The sequence below is a fragment of the Bordetella ansorpii genome (genome assembly GCF_900078315.1).
Taxonomy (GTDB): Bacteria; Pseudomonadota; Gammaproteobacteria; order Burkholderiales; family Burkholderiaceae_B; genus Bordetella; species Bordetella ansorpii.
Window position 1 is genome coordinate 447,339 of record NZ_FKBS01000029.1, and the last position, 20,128, is coordinate 467,466.

Annotated in this window: 22 protein-coding genes and 1 tRNA gene; 6 read left to right on the forward strand and 17 right to left on the reverse strand. The window is 66.4% G+C overall.

Annotated elements, in window-relative coordinates; translation table 11 throughout:
- Positions 1-24: 24 nt before the first annotated feature.
- The 7 genes from A7W11_RS23740 to lhpI all read right to left on the reverse strand — a co-directional run bounded on the left by A7W11_RS23740 (position 25) and on the right by lhpI (position 6,862).
- On the reverse strand, positions 25-1,134 hold the full coding sequence (locus A7W11_RS23740) for an NADH:flavin oxidoreductase/NADH oxidase (protein WP_066420065.1): 1,110 nt from the start codon (positions 1,132-1,134) through the stop codon (positions 25-27).
- Positions 1,135-1,385: 251 nt separating this feature from the next.
- Entirely contained in the window at positions 1,386-2,156 is a 771-nt protein-coding gene (gene ehuA, locus A7W11_RS23745; protein WP_066420066.1) for an ectoine/hydroxyectoine ABC transporter ATP-binding protein EhuA, read from the reverse strand.
- Entirely contained in the window at positions 2,153-2,824 is a 672-nt protein-coding gene (gene ehuD, locus A7W11_RS23750; RefSeq protein ID WP_066420069.1) for an ectoine/hydroxyectoine ABC transporter permease subunit EhuD, read from the reverse strand. Before ehuD ends, ehuA begins: the two co-directional genes overlap by 4 nt.
- The gene (gene ehuC, locus A7W11_RS23755; protein WP_066420073.1) at positions 2,821-3,462 is read right to left on the reverse strand and encodes an ectoine/hydroxyectoine ABC transporter permease subunit EhuC; all 642 of its coding nucleotides are present in this window, start codon (positions 3,460-3,462) and stop codon (positions 2,821-2,823) included. The genes ehuD and ehuC overlap by 4 nt, the downstream gene beginning before the upstream one ends.
- 15 nt (positions 3,463-3,477) lie before the next feature.
- Positions 3,478-4,422 (reverse strand): ectoine/hydroxyectoine ABC transporter substrate-binding protein EhuB, encoded by a 945-nt coding sequence (gene ehuB, locus A7W11_RS23760; RefSeq protein ID WP_066420085.1) that lies wholly within the window; start codon positions 4,420-4,422, stop codon positions 3,478-3,480.
- 158 nt (positions 4,423-4,580) lie between these two features.
- Complete coding sequence (locus A7W11_RS23765) at positions 4,581-5,738, reverse strand: ABC transporter substrate-binding protein (RefSeq protein ID WP_066420087.1); 1,158 nt, start codon at positions 5,736-5,738, stop codon at positions 4,581-4,583.
- 161 nt (positions 5,739-5,899) lie between these two features.
- On the reverse strand, positions 5,900-6,862 hold the full coding sequence (gene lhpI / locus A7W11_RS23770; protein WP_066420089.1) for a bifunctional Delta(1)-pyrroline-2-carboxylate/Delta(1)-piperideine-2-carboxylate reductase: 963 nt from the start codon (positions 6,860-6,862) through the stop codon (positions 5,900-5,902).
- Between the two features lie 141 nt (positions 6,863-7,003).
- Between lhpI and A7W11_RS23775 the strand changes: the two genes are divergently transcribed.
- Both A7W11_RS23775 and A7W11_RS23780 read left to right on the forward strand, forming a co-directional pair.
- The gene (locus A7W11_RS23775) at positions 7,004-7,429 is read left to right on the forward strand and encodes an OsmC family protein (RefSeq protein WP_066420091.1); all 426 of its coding nucleotides are present in this window, start codon (positions 7,004-7,006) and stop codon (positions 7,427-7,429) included.
- Between the two features lie 134 nt (positions 7,430-7,563).
- Positions 7,564-8,856, forward strand: coding sequence for an Nramp family divalent metal transporter (locus A7W11_RS23780; protein ID WP_066420093.1), 1,293 nt, complete (start codon positions 7,564-7,566; stop codon positions 8,854-8,856).
- A gap of 119 nt (positions 8,857-8,975) precedes the next feature.
- Here the strand turns inward: A7W11_RS23780 and A7W11_RS23785 are convergent, their stop codons facing one another.
- The 7 genes from A7W11_RS23785 to thrS all read right to left on the reverse strand — a co-directional run bounded on the left by A7W11_RS23785 (position 8,976) and on the right by thrS (position 15,734).
- The gene (locus A7W11_RS23785; RefSeq protein ID WP_066420095.1) at positions 8,976-9,176 is read right to left on the reverse strand and encodes a hypothetical protein; all 201 of its coding nucleotides are present in this window, start codon (positions 9,174-9,176) and stop codon (positions 8,976-8,978) included.
- A 192-nt stretch (positions 9,177-9,368) separates the two neighbouring features.
- On the reverse strand, positions 9,369-11,078 hold the full coding sequence (ptsP, locus tag A7W11_RS23790) for a phosphoenolpyruvate--protein phosphotransferase (RefSeq protein ID WP_268874750.1): 1,710 nt from the start codon (positions 11,076-11,078) through the stop codon (positions 9,369-9,371).
- Between the two features lie 82 nt (positions 11,079-11,160).
- A complete protein-coding gene (locus A7W11_RS23795; protein WP_066420097.1) occupies positions 11,161-11,430 on the reverse strand; it encodes an HPr family phosphocarrier protein in 270 nt (89 codons plus the stop codon).
- 95 nt (positions 11,431-11,525) lie between these two features.
- Entirely contained in the window at positions 11,526-11,927 is a 402-nt protein-coding gene (locus tag A7W11_RS23800; RefSeq protein WP_066421691.1) for a PTS sugar transporter subunit IIA, read from the reverse strand.
- Between the two features lie 86 nt (positions 11,928-12,013).
- Entirely contained in the window at positions 12,014-13,009 is a 996-nt protein-coding gene (gene gshB, locus A7W11_RS23805; protein WP_066420098.1) for a glutathione synthase, read from the reverse strand.
- A gap of 214 nt (positions 13,010-13,223) precedes the next feature.
- Complete coding sequence (infC, locus tag A7W11_RS23810) at positions 13,224-13,721, reverse strand: translation initiation factor IF-3 (RefSeq protein ID WP_328587229.1); 498 nt, start codon at positions 13,719-13,721, stop codon at positions 13,224-13,226.
- Between the two features lie 60 nt (positions 13,722-13,781).
- A complete protein-coding gene (gene thrS, locus A7W11_RS23815; RefSeq protein WP_066420100.1) occupies positions 13,782-15,734 on the reverse strand; it encodes a threonine--tRNA ligase in 1,953 nt (650 codons plus the stop codon).
- Between the two features lie 538 nt (positions 15,735-16,272).
- Between thrS and A7W11_RS23820 the strand changes: the two genes are divergently transcribed.
- The 4 genes from A7W11_RS23820 (at position 16,273) to A7W11_RS23835 (ending at position 18,272) form a co-directional block, all read left to right on the forward strand.
- The gene (locus A7W11_RS23820) at positions 16,273-16,935 is read left to right on the forward strand and encodes a response regulator (RefSeq protein WP_066420102.1); all 663 of its coding nucleotides are present in this window, start codon (positions 16,273-16,275) and stop codon (positions 16,933-16,935) included.
- 5 nt (positions 16,936-16,940) lie between these two features.
- A complete protein-coding gene (locus A7W11_RS23825) occupies positions 16,941-17,354 on the forward strand; it encodes a hypothetical protein (protein ID WP_156523219.1) in 414 nt (137 codons plus the stop codon).
- Between the two features lie 196 nt (positions 17,355-17,550).
- Positions 17,551-17,793: a hypothetical protein gene (locus A7W11_RS23830; protein ID WP_066420107.1), complete on the forward strand. Its 243-nt coding sequence runs from the start codon at positions 17,551-17,553 to the stop codon at positions 17,791-17,793.
- A 212-nt stretch (positions 17,794-18,005) separates the two neighbouring features.
- A complete protein-coding gene (locus tag A7W11_RS23835; protein WP_066420108.1) occupies positions 18,006-18,272 on the forward strand; it encodes a hypothetical protein in 267 nt (88 codons plus the stop codon).
- A 153-nt stretch (positions 18,273-18,425) separates the two neighbouring features.
- On the opposite strand, the gene A7W11_RS23840 is transcribed toward A7W11_RS23835, so the two are convergent.
- The 3 genes from A7W11_RS23840 to truA all read right to left on the reverse strand — a co-directional run bounded on the left by A7W11_RS23840 (position 18,426) and on the right by truA (position 20,127).
- A tRNA-Val gene (locus A7W11_RS23840) sits at positions 18,426-18,502 on the reverse strand.
- 75 nt (positions 18,503-18,577) lie between these two features.
- Positions 18,578-19,225: a phosphoribosylanthranilate isomerase gene (locus A7W11_RS23845; RefSeq protein WP_066420110.1), complete on the reverse strand. Its 648-nt coding sequence runs from the start codon at positions 19,223-19,225 to the stop codon at positions 18,578-18,580.
- A gap of 98 nt (positions 19,226-19,323) precedes the next feature.
- Positions 19,324-20,127: a tRNA pseudouridine(38-40) synthase TruA gene (truA, locus tag A7W11_RS23850; RefSeq protein WP_066420112.1), complete on the reverse strand. Its 804-nt coding sequence runs from the start codon at positions 20,125-20,127 to the stop codon at positions 19,324-19,326.
- Position 20,128: the final 1 nt, after the last annotated feature.

Consider the following 20,128-nt stretch of genomic DNA (forward strand, 5'->3'; position numbering starts at 1 on the left):
GCGCGCGATGGCACTCGAGCAGCTCTAGCGCTGCCCCGTCCGGATCTCCCCGAACAAGGCCTTCTGGTCGCGCGGCTGCGAGCGCCAGTACTGCTGCGGCGCCTTCACCTGCCCGCCCAGTTCGGCCGCGGCATGCCAGGCCCAGCGCGGGTCATACAGCATGCCGCGCGCCAGCGCGATCATGTCCGCCTGCTCTTCCTGCAGGATCTGCTCGGCCTGCCGCGCCTCGGTGATCAGGCCCACCGCCATCGTCGGCAGGCCCGTTTCACGCTTGATCTTCTGCGCGAACGGCACTTGGTATCCGGCGCCCAGCGTGATCTGCTGGCGCGGCGACACGCCGCCGCTGGACGCATCCATGAAATCGCAGCCCAGCGCCTTCAAGGCCTGGGCGAACGCCACGGTCTGGCCGGCATCCCAGCCGCCTTCGACCCAATCGGTGGCCGACACGCGCACGCCCAGCGTCTTGCCCGGCAACGCGGCGCGGACCGCCTGGAACACTTCCAGCGGAAAGCGCATGCGGTTCTCGAGGGAGCCGCCATACGCATCGTCGCGCCGATTGGAGATCGGCGACAGGAACTCGTGCAGCAGATAACCGTGCGCGGCGTGCAGCTCGATCACTTCGAAGCCCAGCCGGTCGGCGCGCAGCGCGCTGTCGACGAAGGCCTGCTTGATGCGCGCCAGGCCCTCGGCGTCCAGGGCGCGCGGCGGCAGTTCGCTGTCCAGGTGCGGCACCGCGGACGGCGCATGCGCGATCCAGCCGCCTTCGGCCACCGGGATTTGCTGTCCGCCGTCCCACGGCGCCCGGCTGGAGGCCTTGCGGCCGGCGTGGCCCAGTTGAATGCCCAGCGTGATCGGCGAATGGCGGCGGATGGCCTGCACGACCTTGGCCAGCGCGGCTTCGGTGTCGTCGGACCACAGGCCCAGGTCACCCGGGGTGATGCGGCCATCCGCTTCGACGGCGGTGGCCTCGACGATCAGCAGGCCGGCGCCCGACAGCGCCAGATGGCCCAGGTGGATCATGTGCCAATCGTTGGCACAGCCTTCCTGGGCGGAGTACTGGCACATGGGAGCGATGATGACGCGGTTGTCCAGCGTGACGTTGCCAAGCTGGATGGGGGAGAAAAGCAGGCTCATGGGGTTCCTACGCGCGTGGCGATCCGGGCGGCGCCCGTGACGGCCCGGCTGCCACGGATGCGGCGTGCCGGAACGGAAAGCCCCAAGCATAGCCGCGCGTGCGCGCCGCCACCGTCATCGCCATGCCGCGATGACGGTTATGCGCCGGGCCTGTCCCGTCAGGGCTCAGGCCACAACGCGGTTCACCGTGCGCAGAGGGACACGCCTCGGCTCACGGGCCCGCTGTGCAATAGGCGGTGGCAGGACGCCCCCTATTCCGCCTCGATCACCGATTGCAGGAACTGCTGCGTGCGCGCTTCTTTCGGTGCGCCGAACAGCGTGGCCGATTCGGCGTCTTCCACGATGTTGCCCTCGTCGAAGAACAGCGTGCGGTCGGACGAGCGCTCGGCGAACTTCATCTGGTGGGTGACGATGATCATGGTCATGGTGCGCTTGGCCGACAGGTCGCGCATGATCTGCAGGATGCCGCCCACCAGTTCCGGATCCAGCGCCGAGGTCACCTCGTCGAACAGCATGATCTCGGGCCGCATGGCCAGCGCGCGGGCGATGCCCACGCGCTGCTTCTGGCCGCCCGACAACTGCGCCGGATAGGCATCCAGCTTGTCGCCCAGGCCGACCAGTTCCAGGTACTCGCGGCCGCGCGTCACGGCCTCGTCGCGGCTGATGCCCTCGACGTGGATAGGCGCCTCGATGACGTTGCCCAGCGCGGTCTTGTGCGGGAACAGGTTGAAGTGCTGGAACACCATGCCGATCTTGCCGCGCACCTTGCGCACGTGCGGCGAGTGCGGGCCCATGACGTTGCCGCTGGCGTCGTGCCACATGGGCTCGCCATCGATCTCGATCTCGCCGCTGGTGGGCCGGTCCAGCGTCATCAGCATGCGCAGCAGCGTGGACTTGCCCGAGCCCGAGGGCCCGATCACCGAGACGGTCTGCCCCGAGGGAATCTCCAGGTCGATGCCGCGCAGCACTTCCAGGTCGCCATATCGCTTGGTCAGTTTCTTCAGCGTGATGCTTGCGCTCATCGTTTTCCTCCAATCAGTTTCAGACGGCCTTCCACGCGGCGCACGCCCCACGCGGCAGCCAGGCTCAGCACCAGGAACATCACCCCCACCAGGGTCAGCGGCTCGGTGTAGCGGAAGGTGCTCGACCCGATCATCTTGCTTTGCTGCAGCAGTTCAACCACGGTGATGGCCGACAGCAGCGGCGTGTCCTTGAACATGGCCACCAGGTAATTGCCCAGCGCCGGCACCACGGGCGGGATGGCCTGCGGCAGCACCACGCCGACGGCGGTGCGCCAGCGCGACAGGTTCAGCGCCGTGGCGGCCTCGACCTGCCCGCGCGGCACGGCCTCGATGCCGGCGCGGTAGACCTCGGCGCAGTACGCGGCGTAGTGCACGCCCAGGGCCAGGATGCCGGTGGTCAGCGGCGACAGGCTGATGCCGGTGACGGGCAGCACGTAGAACAGGAAGTACATCTGCACCAGCAGCGGCGTGCTGCGCACGAACTCGATGACCAGCGCGGCGGGGGCCGAGACGATCCACAAGGGTGCGCGGCGCAGCATCGCCAGCACCAGGCCCAGCGTGACGGCCAGCAGCATGCCGATCACCGTGGCCTGCACCGTGATGACCAGGGCATCGGCCAGGGTGGGCAGGATCTCGAATGCGAAATTCCAGTCGAATATCGGGCTCATCGGACTTTGAACCTCCGTTCGAGCAGGCGGACGCCACCCGTGATCAGCAGGGCCACCGCGAAGTACATCAACAGCATCGCCACGAAGATGTCGGTGGTGCGCAGCGTGTCGCTACGCAGCAGTTGCCCGCGGAAGGTCAGGTCGGTGATGGTGATCAGCGACACCAGCGCGGTGTTCTTCAGCAGCTCGATGGCCAGGTTGCCAGCGGGCGGCAGCATGGCGGGAAACGCCTGCGGCAGCACCACGCGGCGCATGATCTGCCCGCGCGTGAAGTTCAGCGCCACGGCCGCCTCGCGCTGGCCCTGCGGCACCGCCGTGATGGCGCCGCGCACCACTTCCGCGCCGTAGGCGCCCGCGTTGGCCGCCAGCACCACGATGCCGACCAGCAGCGCGGGCAGCTTCACCCCCAGCAGCGGCAGCACGAAATAGAACCAGAACAGCTGCACCAACGCCGACGTGCCGCGGAAGACCTCCACATACGTCATGGACACGCCGCGCACGAGCCGGCTGCCCGACATGCGGCCCAGGCCCGCGGCCAGCGCCAGTGGCACGGCCAGCAAGGCCGCGCCTAACGTGATCTGCAGCGTGACCGCCAGGCCTTCCAGCAGCGGCTGCAGTATGGAAACACTGTCATCCATGTGTCTGGCTCCCCGTTATTTCGTGCCGCACAGCTTGGCCGCCGTCACGTCGCCCGGCAGTTCCGCCTTGCTGAAGCCGAAGGGCTCGACCAGCTTGCGGTGCTCGTCGCTGCCGATCAGCTTGGCCAGTTCGGCGTTGAAGGCGTCGGCAAAGGCCTGGTCTTCCTTGCGGAAGGCATAGGCGCCGTAGCCGCGCACGTCCGCGCCTTCGATGACGGGATCGGTGAAAGGCTCGGCGCGCTCCACGGGCTGATCGGTCACCTTGGTCATCAGGTCGCCGATGGTCAGCGCCGTGGCCGCGTAGGCATCCGCGCGGCCTGCCTGCACGCCGGACAACGCGCTGACGGCGTCGGGAAACACGATGACGCGGTCGGACGGAATCTTCAGTTTCTCGGCATACTCGCCCTCGATGGCGCCCACCACCACGCCCAGGCGGGCGTCCTGGCTTTTCAACACGTCTTCGTAACTGTGCAGATTCTTGGGATTGCCCTTCTGCACCAGGAAGGCCTCGCCCACGCCATAGGTGGGATTGGAGAATGCCACCTGCTCGCAGCGCGTAGGCGTGACATACATGCCCGCCGCGATGATGTCGAAGCGCTTGGCCTGCAGGCCGGGGATCAGCGAACCGAACTCGGTCAGCACGCCCTCCACTTCGTTCACGCCCATGCGCTTCAACACGACGCGGGCGATCTCGACGGACTCGCCGGTGACTTTCGCCGCCTTGCTGTCCATGTACGCATAGGGCGCTTCGTTGGCGTAGCCGATACGGATAGTGCCGGCCTTACGGGCCGCGGCCAGGGTGTCGCCACCGGGAGAGGCATCCGCCTGCCCCGCCGCGGCCGGCTTGGCGGCGGCGCTGGCGCTATCGCCCGCGCCGCTGCGGGAATCGCACGCGGCCAGCGCCAGCGTCAGTCCAACCGCCAGCAAAAGCCGTTTCGCGGCGTAAGCGTGAAGTGCCATGTTTTTTTCTCCCATGATTTGTAGCGCAATTGATTCTCTCAAAATGATATCCCATAGAATCATTTGAGTACGAATCATATGTCACAAAAAGAAGGCAGGCTCGCACCTACCTCCCCAGGAGAACCCGCGCCACGCGGCGCGAAGCACGTAACTAAATACTATTGCCCGGCATACGAGAAACGCCCATTGCGCACCACGCCCATCACGCGCGCGCGTTCGTCGAAGCCCTGGTGATCCTTGGCCGAGATGTTCAACACGCCATTGGGCACGATCAAGTCTTTCGTGCTCTCCAGCGCATCGCGCAGGGCCTTGCGGAACTCGGGCGTGCCCGGCTTGGCGCCCGTCTTCAGCGCGCGGCCCACGGCCGAATCCAGCAGCATCCAGGCACCGTAGGCGTCGCCCGCGAACTGAGTGAGCGTATTGGCGCCGTATTGCGCCTCGTATTTGTCGGCGAATTCCACGGCCACCTTCTTCACAGGATTGCCGTCGGGCAACTCGCGCGCAACCACGCCAGGGCCCGTGGGAAACAGCGTGCCCTCGACATCCTTGCCGCCCACCTGCAGGAACTCCAGCGTGCCGATGCCATGAGTCTGGTAGAGGGCGCCGGTGTAGCCGCGTTCGAGCAGCGTCTTCTGCGGCAGCGCCGCGGGCGTCCCCGCCCCCGCGACCAGCACGGCGTCGGGCTTGGCCGCGATGATCTTGAGCGCCTGCCCCACCACCGAGGCGTCGGTGCGCTGGAAACGCTCTTGCGCCACGATCTTCAGGCTGTCGCCGGCGGCGGCGTTGAAGGCCTGCCACCAGCTGTCGCCATAGGAATCGCCGAAACCGATGAAGCCCACCGTATGCACGCCCTTGCGCTTCATGTCCTCGACCAGCACCGAGGCCATCAGCGTGTCGTTCTGCGGCATCTTGAAGGCCCAGTGGCGCTTGGAATCCGTCTGCGGCTCGACGATGACGGCCGAGGCGGCCAGGGCCACCATCGGCGTGCCCGTCTCGGCCAGCACGTCCAGGCCGGCCACGGCGGCGGCCGTGGTGTTGGGGCCGACGATGGCGTCGACCTTGTCCTCGGAGGTCAGCTTGCGCATGTTGCGCACCGAACGGCTGACGTCGGTGGCATCGTCCAGCACGACGTAGCGCGCCGGCTCGCCGCCCAGCGTGGCCGGCCACATGCGCACGGCGTTGTTGCTCTGGATGCCGATGGCGGCGGCGGGGCCTGTCGTGGACAGGTCCACGCCGATGACCACTTCGGCCTGGGCGGACAGGGCGGGAAGCGCGACCGCGACGACGGCGGCAAGGCGGGCAAGCGCGTGGGACATTGAGGAGATCCGGTGGGGTGTGAGGGCTATGGTTGGCGGCGGTTGCGGCCCGGCGCGCGCGGAACGCACGCCAGATAGTCGCAAAAACGTCATTGTGCCTCAACGAATCACCGAGCCGTCACAGGGTTGCCACGTAGTTGCGCAGGGTTCAGGCCGTGTTTTCAGGCGTGGCCTTGGGCGTTGGGTGCAGGATTGCCGGCCGCCTCGTACACCAGCGCGGCCAGCGCCAGGTCCTCCAGCGCGCTGCCCACGGCCTTGAACACGGTGATCTCGGCGTCGTCGGCCCGTCCCGGCACGCGGCCCGCCACCAGATCGAACAGCGTGCCTCGCAAGCCGTCGCGCGCCAGCGTGCCGGCGGCGAAGGCCACCAGCAGATCACCGGCCTTCGTGGGCGCCTCGTCAGTGTCCACATAGACCGACGCCTGGGCAAAGCACTGGGCGTCGGCCTCTATCATCTCGGGTTTGAAACTGCCGACCAGATCCAGGTGCGTACCCGGACGCAACCATGCGCCCCGCACCAGCGGCTCGGTGGACAGGGTCGCGCAACTGACGATGTCGGCCTGGCGGACCGCCCGTTCCAGGTCCGTCACCGCCTGGGCATCCATGCCCTGCTCCGACAGCGTCCGCGCCAACGCCTGCGCGCCCGCGGGCCGTACATTCCAGACCAGCACCTGCTCGATCGGCCGCACCGCGCGCATCGCCTGGGCCAGCAGCCCGGCGATGCGGCCCGAACCGACGATCAGCAAGCAGCGCGCATCCTCGCGCGCCAGGTAAGTCGCCCCCAGCGCGGCCGCCCCGGCGGTGCGGAAGGCCGTCACCACGTCGCCGTCCACCTGCGCCAGCGGCACGCCCGTGCGGGCGCTGTACAGCGTGTAGGTGGCGTGCAGGCCGGGCAGGCCCTGGCGGGTGTTCCCGGGAAAGATGTTGATGATCTTTACCCCGAAGTATCCCTGCGCGTTCCAGGCGGGCATGATCAGCGAGGTGCCGTGAGCGCCGTCGGATTCGATGGCGTGCACATGGCGCGGCGGCACCGTCACGCCGCCGCGAAAAGCCTCGCGCAAGGCGGGAATCACCGAGTCGAAGGCCAGCGCGCCGCGTGTGGCGGCGGTATCGATCACCAGCATGGGAACAGCTCCAGGGCTATTGGGGGCCGAAGCATTATCGCGTGCCTGGAAACCTGGCGGACACATTCCCGGCCGCATGCCGCCGTATCATGGAAGACCCTTCCTGGGCGTCTTCACGCCCAACCTTTCAGGAGTATCCCCATGAAGAAGACTGCTTCCGCCGTCTGGCAAGGCGATCTCAAGACCGGCAAAGGCACCATTTCCACCGAGAGCGGCGCGCTGCGCGACCAGCCCTACGGCTTCAACACCCGCTTCGAGAACGAACCCGGCACCAACCCCGAGGAACTGATCGGCGCGGCGCACGCGGGCTGCTTCTCGATGGCCCTGTCCAACATCCTGGGCGAGGCGGGCCTGAAGGCCGACCGCATCGAGACCTCGGCCGAGGTCACCCTGGACAAGAGCGACGGCGGCTTCGCCATCACCGCCATCCACCTGAAGGTCGTGGCCGCCATCCCCGGCGCCGACGCCAAAGCTTTCGAAGAGGCCGCCAACAAGGCCAAGGCCGGCTGCCCGGTGTCCAAGGTGCTGAACGCCAAGATCACGATGGATGCCTCGCTGAAGCGCTAAGCGCCCCCAAGGGAAGGATCCATGCGGCACGACACGTGCGGCGGGTTTGTAAAAACTATCGGATCCTTTCCTCGAATCAATTTGACGGCCTCTGCTGCAATCTAGAGAATGAAAACTATTCTCAGGATTGCACCATGACCTCACTGATCCTCGCCCTTTCCGGAAGCGACGCCACACGCCAGCCCCCCACGGCTCGAATGGCTGGCCTGCGTGCCATGGCCGGTTCTGGCCTGCTGGTGGCCGTGGGATACATCGATCCGGGCAACTGGGCCACCGACATCGCCGGCGGCAGCGGCTTCGGCTACGGCCTCTTGGCCGTCGTGTTCGCGGCCGCCCTGCTGGGCATGGGCTTCCAGGTGCTGACGGCCCGCCTGGCGCTGGCCACCGGCCAGGACCTCGCCACCCTCACCGCCCGGCACCTGCCGCGCCCACTGGCGCGCACCGCCTGGATCGCTGGCGAAGCCGCCATCCTGGCGACGGCCCTGGCCGAACTGATCGGTGGCGCCATTGCCCTGCGCCTGTTGCTGGGCCTGCCGCTGATGGGTGGCGTGGCCGCCACCGCGCTGGGCACGCTGGCCGTGTTCTACGCCGCGCGCCGCAACGCCGACCGGCACGAGCAAGTCATCGGCGTATTGCTCGGCATCGTCGCCCTGGCCTTCGTGTATCTGCTGATACAGGCGCAGCCGTCGACGGCTGCCATGGCGGCCGGCCTGGCCGACACCGGCCGCACGCTGCGCGATCCCCAGGCCTTCCTGGTGGCCCTGGGCATCCTGGGCGCCACGCTGATGCCGCACAACCTGTATCTGCATTCCGGAGCGCTGGCCCAACGCGCACGCGACCTGGCGCCCGCCGACCGCCCCCTGGCCATGCGCATCGCGCGCAACGACACCGTCGTGTCGCTGGGCATCGCCATGCTCATCAACGCTGCGATCATGATCGTCGCCGCGGCCTCGCTATCGGGCGCCGGTCCGGTCGTGGCCAGCCTGGACGACGCGCACGCCGCCATCGCCCATACGCTGGGCGCGGGCGCGGCGATCGTCTTTGCCATCGCGCTGTACGCGGCCGGCCAGAGTTCGACCATCACCGGCGTCATGGCGGGACGCGTGCTGTCGAGGGGCTTCCAGCCCGCGGGCAGCGGCTGGTCGGAACGCCGCAGGGCGCTGGCCACGCGGGCGGTCGCGGGCGTGGCGGCGCTGGCCCTGCTGGCGGCCACGGGCAGCCAGGACCCGGACAACCTGCTGGTGCTGAGCCAGGTCATCCTGAGCCTGGCCCTGCCCTTCGCCTTGGTTCCCCTGGTGGTGCTGGCGCGGCGCCGCAGCGTGATGGGCCGCCATGCCTTGCGCGGCCCCTGGTCGGCGGCGGCGGTGGTGGCCACGACCGGCATCGTGGTGCTGGATGGCTATCTGCTGGCGCAGATGATGGCGTGATGCCGCATTGCAGCAATACCCTTTTCGAGCACAGGAATGCAAACGGCCGCCGTGGCGTCACGGCGGCCGTTCGATTTTGCGGCAGCGCTTTGGGTATCGGCGCTGTCCGGACGATGGGATCAAGACGGGCGGTAGGCGGAGATCACCGGATGCGCATCGCGCGCCGCCTTCACACCCTGCAGGATTTCGCACCAGGCGTCACTCAGGCCTGCACCCAGGCGCTTGAGGCGAAGAGCCCGGGAACGCTGTCGGGACTGTCCGGCGATGCTGCGGGCCGGTTCGGCGGCAATGCGGATGTCGGTACGGACGGTGTCGTTCATGGCTCTCTCCAGGAGGCGTGCGCGGGAAACTGACGAATCCATCTTAGACCTGCGGATGGTGCGTCGCAACAAAACCGGAGCAAAGATGACAATACCGTTGCGTGGCGGGTACACCCCACGGCAAGGGACAAAAACGGGGAAACAAGGCCCCGGTTCCGTCCGGGCGAAAACGGACGGAACCGGTACGGGCCGTCAGGCCTGATCCAACTGATCGAGGTCCACCGGCAGCGCGCGGTTGAGCACGCCCGCCACCTTGACGCGCAAGGCATTGGAATGCGCGCGGCGCACCTCGCGCTTGACGTCCAGCAATTGCTGCGGGTGCATCGAGAACTCGGTCAGGCCCAGACCCAGCAGCAGGCGCGTGTAGCGCGCATCGCCGGCCATCTCGCCACACACCGCCACGGGCTTGCCGGCACGCTCGCCCGCATTGATGGTATTGGCCACCAGCCGCAGCACGGCCGGATGCAGCGGGTCGTACAGCGACGCCACGTCGTGGTCGCCGCGGTCGATGGCCAGGGCGTACTGGATGAGGTCGTTGGTGCCGATGGACAGGAAATCCAGCGCCTGCGCGAACGGCTCGATGGCGATGGCGATGGCCGGCACCTCGACCATGGCGCCCACCTCCATGTGCGCCGCGTAGGCCTGGCCCCGCGCATCGAGTTCGGCGCGCGCCGAGGCGATGGCCGCGAACGTGGCCTGCACTTCGTGCATGTGCGCGATCATGGGCACCAGCAGCCGCACCGGCCCGTGGGCCGAGGCGCGCAGGATGGCGCGCAGTTGCGTGGCGAACATCTCGGGACGCGCCAGGCAGTAGCGGATGGCCCGCTGGCCCAGCGCCGGATTGGTCGCCACGGTGGCCTCGCCGTCCAGCGTCTTGTCCGAGCCGATGTCCAGCGTGCGGATGGTGACCGGACGGCCCGCCATCACCTTCACGACTTTTGCATAGGCCTCGTACTGCTCTTCCTCGGTGGGCAGCGTGGCGCGGCCCATGAACAGGAATTCGCTGCGGAACAGGCCGATGCCGTCGGCGCCGGCGGCCATGGCCAGCTCGGCTTCTTCAGGCAGTTCGATATTGGCGTGCAGGACGATGTCGATGCCGTCCAGCGTGACCGACGGCACGTCGCGCAACAGCGCCAGCTCGGCGCGCTCGTCGGCGTAGACGCCCTGCAGCGCGCGGTATTCGTCGAGGATGCGGGCCGAAGGATTGACCAGCACGTTGCCCGTGGCGCCGTCGACGATCAGCATGTCGCCATCGCGCACCAGTTCGCGCACGTTGCCCATGGCCACCACCGCAGGCACGCCCATGCTGCGCGCCACGATGGCGGTGTGCGACGTGGGGCCGCCCAGGTCGGTGACGAACGCCGCGAAGCGCGCGCCGCGCAGGCGCAGCATGTCGGCCGGGGAAATATCGTGCGCCACCACGACCATCGGCTCGGCGCCGTCGACCTGCGACGTGTCCGGCAAGGTGGCCGAGGTGCCGGACAGCACCAGCAGCACGCGCTCGATGGCCTGGCGCACGTCGGCCCCGCGCTCGCGCAGGTACTCGTCCTCCATGGCCTCGAACTGCTCGCCCAGCATCTGGCCCTGGGCGGTCAGCGCCCATTCGGCGTTGTACTGGCGTTCGGAGATCAGGTCCAGCGCCGGCTCGGCCAACAGCGGATCGCCCAGCAGCAGGCGGTGCACGTTGAGCATGGCGCCCAGTTCGCGCGGCGCGTCCTCGGGCAGCGTGTCCGCCATCTCGAGCAGTTCGTCCTGCGCCCGCTGCAGGGCGTCCGTCAGGCGTTCGCGCTCGGCGGGGATATCTTCGGCGGCGATACGGTAGTGGGCCACTTCGAGCGCGGCGGCGCCCAGGACCACCGCCCGTCCGATGGCGTAGCCGCGCGCCACGGGCTTGCCGCGCAGCGCGATGACTGCGCCGGGCTGCTGCGGCTCGCCCGCCTGCACGGCTGCCGCCGCGAGCGCCTCGGCCAGCTTGGCGGCCTTCTTACTCGTGCTCACCGAATTTGCTGTCGAACAGGGATTGAATGTCTGCCAGGGCCTGGTCGGCGTCGTTGCCGCTGGCGTCCAGCCGGACCGTGACGCCCATACCGGCGGCCAGCATCATCACGCCCATGATGCTTTTGGCGTTGACGCGCTTGGCGTCCCGCGAAATGAAGATCTCGCTCTGGTAGCGGCTGGCGAGTTGCGTCAACTTGGCCGCCGCGCGCGCATGCAGGCCAAGCTTGTTGCTGATGACGATGTCTGAACTGGGCATAGGATCCTGAGACCACGATACAGGCCGGGCACGCTTCGGACGCCTGGCGCCCGAAACCGCGATACCCGGATGATATAGGGCAAAACGGTTGCCCGTCAGTCTACCTGCAAGCAACCCTGGACGCCGCCCGCCAGGGCCTTCTCGCGCGTCTCGGCCAGCGGCAGGTTACGGTAGGTCAGCGCCCGCAGCAGCATGGGGGTGTTCAGCCCGGCCAGCACGCAGCAGCGCGTGCCCTGCGCCTGCGCGTCGGCCACCGCACGCTTGGCGATGTTGGCCGGCGTGGCGCCGATCAGGTCGGTCAGCACCAGCACGCCTTCTCCGCGGTCGACCCGCAGGATGTCCTGCAGCACGGCCGGCGCCTGGACCTCGGGCGTATCTTCGGGCTGGATGTCGTGCACGGCCAGCGAATCGGCGACGACGCCGCCCAGCACGTGGCTGGCCAGTTCGTGCATGGCGTCGCCCAGCGGCGCATGCACCACGATGACGATACCGGTCACGATGGCATCCGTCCGAAGAAGGGCGACAGCGGCGAACAGGACGCGCGCAGGGCGCAAGGCGGCAATTTCATGGCGGATATCGAGGTTCAGCCGACCGCGCGTTCCAGCGCCTTGGCGAACATCTCTCCTACGTTGAAACCGGTTTGCTCGGTGATCTCGACGAAGCAGGTGGGGCTGGTGACGTTGACTTCGGTGACGTAGTCGCCGATGACGTCCAGGCCCACCAGCAGCAGGCCACGGCCGGCCAGGCGCTCGGCGGCGGTGACGGCGATCTGGCGGTCGCGGTCGGACAGCGGTTGCGCCACGCCCCGGCCGCCGGCGGCCAGGTTGCCACGCGTTTCGCCGGCCAGCGGAATGCGCGCCAGGCAATACGGCACGGGTTCGCCGCCGATCAGCAGGATGCGCTTGTCGCCCTTGACGATCTCGGGGATGTAACGCTGCGCCATGATGGTGCGCTGGCCGTTGTCGGTCAGCGTTTCCAGGATGGCGTTGCGGTTGGGCTCTTCGGCGCGCAGGCGGAAGATGCCGGTGCCGCCCATGCCGTCCAGCGGCTTGACGATCACGTCCTGGTGCTGCGCGTGGAATGCCTTCAGGCGCTCCATGTCGCGCGTGACCAGCGTGGGCGTGGCCAGGTCGGCGAATTCGGTGATGGTAAGTTTTTCGGGGTGGTTGCGAATGGCCGCCCCGCTGTTGAACACGCGCGCGCCCTGGGCCTGCGCATATTCGAGCAGGTGGGTGGAGTACACGTATTCCATGTCGAACGGCGGGTCCTTGCGCATGACCACGGCGTCGAAACTGGACAACGGCAGATCGACGGAAGCCCCCTTCGCCGCCGGATCGCCCCCGGGCGCGGCGTGGGGACCGGCAACCTTCCACCAGGCGTGCTCGTGCAGATCCGCGCCTTCGACCAGCTCGATGGCGGTCGTGCGCGCATTGACGATGCCTTCATCGATGTACAGATCGCCCTGCAGGGTGACGCTGAGCGTATGCCCACGCGCGACCAGCGCGCGCATCATGGCGACGGAACTGTCCTTGTACGCTTTGAGCAGCGGCAAGGGATCGATGACGAACAGGACATGCATGAGTACACCCGCTTGTTACCTCCGCCGACAAAGGCGGACACAGACGGTCATGGTAGCTTAAATGGGGGTTGCGAGGCAGAAGCGCAAGACCCGGCGCACATGGCGTGGCCGGACCCGGCATGTTCGTGACAAGCCGGCGCAATGCCCAGGCGGCTGGAAAACAGGCGGAAAAACACACGGCCCGGCGCCGCAAGGCGGCCGGGCCGTTCGTCGTTCAAGCCGCGTCGGCCTTGCCGGCCTTCTTGCGAGGGGCCAGCACCATGACCATTTGACGGCCTTCCAGCTTGGGCATCGCCTCGACCTGGGCCAGTTCGGTCAGGTCGTCGCGCACGCGCTCGAGCACGCGCATGCCCAGTTCCTGGTGAGCCATTTCACGACCGCGGAAACGCAGCGTGATCTTGGCCTTGTCGCCTTCCTCGAGGAAGCGGCGCAGGTTGCGCAGCTTGACTTGATAGTCACCCTCGTCGGTGGCGGGACGGAACTTGACTTCCTTGACCTGAATGACCTTCTGCTTCGATCGGGCCTCGGCCTGGCGCTTCTGCTCCTGATACTTGAACTTACCGTAGTCCATCAGGCGGCAGACCGGCGGTTCGGCGTTGGGCGCGATTTCCACCAGATCCACGTCGCTTTGCTCGGAGAGACGGAATGCATCGGCGATCTTGACGATGCCCAACTGCTCTCCTTCCAGACCTATCAGACGCACCTCGGGCACGCGGATTTCACCGTTGATGCGTATGCTTTTTTCAGTGGCGATGTTGACGACTCCTAAAGATTAGACGGCGCTGCTTGCGGGTTGCTGCACGGCGCGGCGGGTGGCGACATCCTCGGACAGACGCGCGATGAAGTCATCGAGCGGCATGACGCCGAGGTCGAGGTTACCCAGACCACGAACCGCAACAGTCCCATTCTGCATTTCCTTGTCGCCTACGACGAGGATATACGGAACCTTCTGCAGGCTATGCTCCCGGATTTTACGAGTGATTTTTTCACCACGCAAATCGGCCTGCACCCTAAAGCCTTGTTTTTTCAGGGTTTGTGTTATTTGTGCCGCATAATCGGCCGAAGGCTCGGAAATGCAGCACACAATGGCCTGCTCCGGAGCCAGCCAGGGCGGCATCGCGCCGGCGTGGTTCTCGATGAGCATGCCGATGAAACGCTCCAGCGAACCCAGGATGGCGCGGTGCAGCATCACCGGCGGACGGCGCTGGTCGTTCTGGTCCACGTACTCGGCGCCCAGGCGCACGGGCATGGAGAAATCGACCTGGATCGTGCCGCACTGCCAGTGGCGGCCGATGGCGTCCTTCAGCGTGTATTCGATCTTGGGGCCGTAGAACGCGCCCTCTCCGGGCGAGATCTCGAATTCGCAACCGGTGCGGCGCAGGCTGTCCATCAGGGCCTGCTCGGCCTTGTCCCAGGTTTCGTCGCTGCCGATGCGCTTCTCGGGGCGCGTGGCCACCTTGTACAGCACTTCGTCGAAACCGAAGTCGCGGTACACCTTCTGCAGCAGCGCCGTGAAGTTGGCGCATTCTTCCTGCATCTGGTCTTCGGTACAGAAGATGTGGCCGTCGTCCTGCGTGAAGCCGCGCACGCGCATCATGCCGTGCAGCGACCCCGAGGGCTCGTTGCGGTGGCACTGGCCGAACTCGCCGTAGCGCAGCGGCAGCTCGCGGTACGAGTGCAGGCCCGAGTTGAAGATCTGCACGTGGCCCGGGCAGTTCATGGGCTTCAGGCCGTAGACGCGGTTCTCCGACTCGGTCGTGAACATGTTCTCGCGGTAGTTGTCCCAGTGGCCCGTTTTCTTCCACAGCGACAGGTCGAGGATCTGCGGCGCCTTCACTTCCTGGTAGCCGTTGTCGCGGTAGACGGCGCGCATGTACTGCTCGACCTGCTGCCACAGGGTCCAGCCCTTGGGGTGCCAGAACAGCAGGCCCGGCGCTTCGTCCTGGAAGTGGAACAGGTCGAGATCGCGGCCGATCTTGCGGTGGTCGCGGCGCTCGGCCTCGGCCAGCATGTGCAGATAGGCTTCCTGGTCTTCCTTCGAACCCCAGGCCGTGCCGTAGATGCGTTGCAGCATCTCGTTGTTGCTGTCGCCGCGCCAGTAGGCGCCGGCCACCTTCATCAGCTTGAAGACCTTGAGCTTGCCCGTGGACGGCACGTGGGGGCCGCGGCACAGGTCGATGAACTGGCCTTCGCGATACAGGCTGAGGGTTTCGTTGGACGGGATCGACGCAATGATCTCGGCCTTGTAGCGCTCGCCGATGCCCTCGAAGAACTTGACGGCGTCGTCGCGTGTCCACTCCTCGCGCGTGACCACCTCGTCTTTTTTGGCCAGCTCGGCCATCTTCTTCTCGATGGCTTCGAGGTCTTCGGGCGTGAAGGGACGCTTGTACGAGAAGTCGTAGTAGAAGCCGTTGTCGATGACCGGGCCGATGGTGACCTGGGCATCAGGGAACAGCTCTTTCACGGCGTACGCCAGCAGGTGGGCCGTGGAGTGGCGGATCATGTCCAGGCCGTCGGCATCCTTGGCGGTGACGATGGACAGGCTCGTGTCGTGGTCGATGCGGAAACTGGTGTCGACCAGACGCGGCTCGGCGCCCTCTTGCGCGATCTTGCCGCCCAGCGCGGCCTTGGCCAGCCCGGTTCCGATGGACTGCGCAACCTCGGCGACCGTGACCGGACCGGGATACTGGCGCTGCGAACCATCGGGCAATGTGATTTGAACCATCGGAGCACTTCCTGGAATGAAAAACGAAGAACGCGGCCTTAGCCGCGTTCGATCTGATTGCCTTGCTGGGCTGCTGTCTGGTGCGACACGCGGGACCCGACTTCGGACTTACTTACGCGACATGGTGCGGAAGTATCCGGTCGTAGTTCGGGCGGGCTTCAAAGGCAGCATGGTAATGAGGAATGGCTTCGGGGAGGCGACCAATGTACCGACATTGCGTACATGAAAGCGGAACATGTCGGTCGCAGATTGCGCCAATTGTAGCACTTCATGAGAAGTCGGGGACCGATTGCCTTTTTGTCACCCCACGGGCGTCACTTTGTCTGATTTTCAGGGGTGCTTCAGCCTTACGACTGCAAAAACGCAACATATTGTTACCCATCTCGTAAAGCACGTCTCGTCAAAGCAAGTCGCATGTTCTCGATGTTCCGTCGTTCGCAGCACCCCACCCATGACCCAACCTCATCACGCACCCATCCCGACCCCATCCCTCCTCCTTTGCGAAACCGATAGCCGCCTGGCCGCCGGACGGCGCTACATGCTGCTGTCCCGCCCCAGCCACCGCCTGCGCGTGGCCATCCTGGACGACCATCCCGTCACCACCATGGGCATCGCCTCGTTCCTGCGCGGCAACGCCGACCTCGACGTCGTGCACGCCGAGACCTCGGCGGAAAGCCTGGTCGCCAATCTGCAGCACGTGCCCTGTGACGTCGCCGTGGTCGACTACTACCTGCCCGACGACCCCTGGGACGGCATGGATTTCATCAAGCGATTGCGCCGGCAGTATCCCGGCATGGCCCTCATCACCCTGTCGGCGGGCCGCGCGCAGGACACCGAATACGCGGCCTATCGCGCGGGCGCCAACGGCTACCTGTCCAAGACCGAGCCGCCGCACACCATCCCCGACATGATCCGCGCCACCGTCGGCGACCCGCGCAATTTCTACGTCAGCACGTTTGGCCGCGTGCACCGCGCCGAACCCCGGCATCCCGATGCCCGGCTGACCGCCGCCGAAACCGAGATCCTGCGGCATATCGCGCTGGGCTTTTCCGTCACGCAGGTCGCCACGCGCCTGGTGCGCAGCAAGAAGACCGTCAGCACCCACAAGCGCCGCGCCATGCGCAAGCTGGGCCTGGCCGATGACCTGGCGCTGGCGCTTTACCTGAAAGAGAAGTTCCGGCGGGACGCGGGGGAGGAATAGCGGCCATGCCTATGCCCCCGCCCCCTGGCGGCCAGGCGGATTCGCCCAGCCACGACCAGCCCGGCCTGGCGATGCTCGACCTGCCTCGCCTGCGCGGCATCTGCCCCGATGCCGCCCAGCTGAATCGTCTGCTGATCCTGGCGCGCGAGCACCTGCACTCGGATCTGGTGCGGATGCGCGCGGCGCTGGAACGCGGCGACGCCGTTGCCGCGGCCGAGCGGGTCCACCACATCAAGGGCGCGGCCTGCATGCTGTGCCGGGCGGGCGACGGCCTGCTCGGCCAGTTGGATGCAGCGCGCGCGGCCATGCTGGGTTGCGTGACGATGCCGGTCATTGCGGATGAGGTAAAACTCATGGAGGATGGCCTGCTGAAACTGGATCTGCAGTTGCTGGCGGCCTTGCATGGCCCAGCCGCCTAGCCAGCACGACACACCCGGGTCGTTGGTTCGATTCCAATACCGCCTACCCGGCCCCGGACCAGCGCTTGAAGGCCGCAGGCGAAACCATGCTACCGTTGCCGCCCGAAAATCCAGACGTGGCCTCTGCCTGTTCTGGAACAGTCCTCGGGCCGCTGACGTCCCATCCAGACAACCACACTTGCCGGAAACCCCCATCATGTCGAATACGGGTGTCGATATCACCACCTACGCCGCCAACTCGATCGCCGATGCCACGGCATTGGGATTGCTGTTGTTCCTGGCGGCGAAGGACAAGCCCACCATCGAAGCAGCCAGCCGCAGCATGCACACGATGCTGGCCAACTTGCTGAACGATGAGCACGTCCCCGAAGACCTGAAAGCGCACATCCGCACACGCCTGCATTCGATCTGCGAGATCGCGCTTCAGCAGTGCAAGTAAGCCGGCAACACGTCCGCGCAGCGCCGGCCAGCGATGGCACGCGGCGATGCCGGACGAATCCGCTGGCGTGCATTCCAGAATGCGGATATCCACCACAGCCTGCATCGACAGGAACCAAAGGGATCACGAAGGCAAAGTCCGCACGGGATGGATTCCACTGCCGTTTGTGCGGGCAATATCGCAGCCGTCACCCGTGGCCACCAGGAGAGAATATGAAGCGCAACTTCGAAGTCATCATGACGATCCTCACTGCCCTAGAAACCGATGAGGTCGAGGTGCATGATCTCGAGACGCTGATCGATGCTGCCGCAAAAGGGAATTCCGCGATGGGTCCGCTGTTCGGCCACCACATCCGGATCCTGCTCGACGCGGGACTGCTGGCAAGGGAAAACCATGGCATACGCCTGACGTGGGCCGGCCATGAATATTTGGCCGAAGCCAGACTCGGGGCGGAAATGGCGCACGCCGAGCAGCGGTAAAGGCCATTGTGTCGAGCAGTGCCCGACTCCGCCCATCCGTTCTTGCGGATGCCGGGCCATCGGGTTTCTTCGCCGGAAAACAAAAAGCCGCCAAGTCATGGACCTAGCGGCTTTTTTGCCAGCACTTGCTGTATTTCTTCTTGCTGTAATTCTTGGTAGGCGGTATTGGAATCGAACCAACGACCTCCACGATGTCAACGTGGCGCTCTAACCATCTGAGCTAACCGCCTTCAGTCGCTGCCACTCGTTTTTGCGTGTCAGCAGCGAAGAAAAAGATTATAGCGAAGCCTTTTGGACTGTGCAAGTCAGTTGGCGGAAAAATTCACGGAATCGATGAATTTTTTTACGCGCTCGATCGACTTCAGTCCTGGCCCCTCTTCTACGCCACTGCTGACGTCCACCGCCCATGGCCGCACCGCTCGCACGGCGTCGGCCACGTTCTCGGGCGTCAAGCCGCCAGCCAGCACCAAGGCGCGGCTGTCGGGCGAGGCCTGCACGCCTGCCAGCAAGGCACGATCGAAGCCCAGGCCACTGCCACCGTAGCCCGCGCTATAGCTGTCGAACAGCCAGCCAGCGGCGTCGCCGTATTGTGCGCAATACGCGGCCAACGCGTCCGAGGTATCCAGGCCGGGCGCGCCCACGCGGAATGCGCGCAGATAGCGGCGGCCAGGGCGGCGGCATTCTTCGGGCGCTTCGTCGCCATGAAACTGCAGCAGGTCCGGACCGACCTCGCCCACGATGGCGCGCATCTCATCCTGGCTGGCGTTGACCGTCAGGGCGACCACGTCGACAAAGGCCGGCACGCGGCGGCGCAGTTCAGCGGCGCGCGCGGGCGAGACATAGCGCTTGCTGCCGGGATAGAAGACAAAGCCGATGGCGTCGGCGCCGGCCTGGACAATGGCGTCGAGGTCCGCCTCGCGGGTGAGGCCGCAGATCTTGATTCGGGTGCGCATGAGAAATCGGGATAGCCCTGAGCAGTTGGAAGCGGCTCATCAATTGAGGATGCGTAGCGTAATGCTACCCGGCCATCATAGCGAACGGCGCCGGACGTTCAGCCGATGAAGGGCGCCAGTTGCGTGGCCGAGGGATCGAACGGCGGCAGGCCGAATTCGTCGGGATACTCGATATCGGCCAGATACAGGCCATCGGGCATGAAGGTGGGCGCGCCCAGCCTGCGGTCGCGCGCCTGCAGCAACTGGCCCATCCAGGCCACGCTTTCGCGGCCCTGGCCTACCTGCAGCAGCGCGCCGATCAGGTTGCGCACCATGTGATGCAGGAAAGCGTTGGCACGCAGCGTGAAGACGATGAACGGGCCACGGTCTTCGATATCCAGGCGATGCATGGTGCGCACGGGGTGCCTGGCCTGGCACTGCGAGGACCGGAAGCTGGAGAAATCATGTTCGCCGATCAGCGCCTGCGCAGCCTGGCGCATGGCGTCCAGGTCCAGCGGCTGGAAGCACCAACCGGCGCGGCCGGCCCACAGCGGCGGACGCACGCGGCCCCGCCACAGCAGATAGACGTAGGTGCGCGAGCGCGCCGAGAAACGCGCGTGGAAGGTCTCGGGCATCGACTGCGCCCACTGCACGGCGATGCTGGGCGGCAGGAAGGCATTGACGCCCCGCACCCAGGACTCGTCGCGGCGCGCCAGATCCGTGTCCAGGTGCACGACCTGCGCGGCGCCGTGGACGCCGGTGTCGGTGCGCCCGGCACAGATCGTGGAAATGGGGCGATGGGTGCCGCTGAAGGCGCCCAGCGCGGTTTCGAGCGTGTCCTGCACGGTCTGGCCGTGCGGTTGGGTCTGCCAGCCCTGCCAGGCCGACCCATCGTAGGCCAGGCCCAGGGCGATGCGCGGCATG

Excerpts from the sequence above, each read along its gene's own strand:
- lhpI (WP_066420089.1), bottom strand. The coding sequence starts at position 6,862 with ATGCTGGTGATCGATACCGCCGCCACACGCGGCGCGCTGGCCTTCGAC.
- A7W11_RS23825 (WP_156523219.1), top strand. The coding sequence starts at position 16,941 with ATGCCTATGCCCCCGCCCCCTGGCGGCCAGGCGGATTCGCCCAGCCAC.
- A7W11_RS23835 (WP_066420108.1), top strand. The coding sequence starts at position 18,006 with ATGAAGCGCAACTTCGAAGTCATCATGACGATCCTCACTGCCCTAGAA.
- ehuB (WP_066420085.1), bottom strand. The coding sequence starts at position 4,422 with ATGGCACTTCACGCTTACGCCGCGAAACGGCTTTTGCTGGCGGTTGGA.
- A7W11_RS23775 (WP_066420091.1), top strand. The coding sequence starts at position 7,004 with ATGAAGAAGACTGCTTCCGCCGTCTGGCAAGGCGATCTCAAGACCGGC.
- A7W11_RS23740 (WP_066420065.1), bottom strand. The coding sequence starts at position 1,134 with ATGAGCCTGCTTTTCTCCCCCATCCAGCTTGGCAACGTCACGCTGGAC.
- thrS (WP_066420100.1), bottom strand. The coding sequence starts at position 15,734 with ATGGTTCAAATCACATTGCCCGATGGTTCGCAGCGCCAGTATCCCGGT.
- ehuC (WP_066420073.1), bottom strand. The coding sequence starts at position 3,462 with ATGGATGACAGTGTTTCCATACTGCAGCCGCTGCTGGAAGGCCTGGCG.
- A7W11_RS23820 (WP_066420102.1), top strand. The coding sequence starts at position 16,273 with ATGCTGCTGTCCCGCCCCAGCCACCGCCTGCGCGTGGCCATCCTGGAC.
- A7W11_RS23795 (WP_066420097.1), bottom strand. The coding sequence starts at position 11,430 with ATGCCCAGTTCAGACATCGTCATCAGCAACAAGCTTGGCCTGCATGCG.
- A7W11_RS23785 (WP_066420095.1), bottom strand. The coding sequence starts at position 9,176 with ATGAACGACACCGTCCGTACCGACATCCGCATTGCCGCCGAACCGGCC.
- ehuD (WP_066420069.1), bottom strand. The coding sequence starts at position 2,824 with ATGAGCCCGATATTCGACTGGAATTTCGCATTCGAGATCCTGCCCACC.
- truA (WP_066420112.1), bottom strand. The coding sequence starts at position 20,127 with ATGCCGCGCATCGCCCTGGGCCTGGCCTACGATGGGTCGGCCTGGCAG.
- A7W11_RS23780 (WP_066420093.1), top strand. The coding sequence starts at position 7,564 with ATGACCTCACTGATCCTCGCCCTTTCCGGAAGCGACGCCACACGCCAG.
- ehuA (WP_066420066.1), bottom strand. The coding sequence starts at position 2,156 with ATGAGCGCAAGCATCACGCTGAAGAAACTGACCAAGCGATATGGCGAC.
- gshB (WP_066420098.1), bottom strand. The coding sequence starts at position 13,009 with ATGCATGTCCTGTTCGTCATCGATCCCTTGCCGCTGCTCAAAGCGTAC.
- A7W11_RS23765 (WP_066420087.1), bottom strand. The coding sequence starts at position 5,738 with ATGTCCCACGCGCTTGCCCGCCTTGCCGCCGTCGTCGCGGTCGCGCTT.
- A7W11_RS23845 (WP_066420110.1), bottom strand. The coding sequence starts at position 19,225 with ATGCGCACCCGAATCAAGATCTGCGGCCTCACCCGCGAGGCGGACCTC.
- A7W11_RS23830 (WP_066420107.1), top strand. The coding sequence starts at position 17,551 with ATGTCGAATACGGGTGTCGATATCACCACCTACGCCGCCAACTCGATC.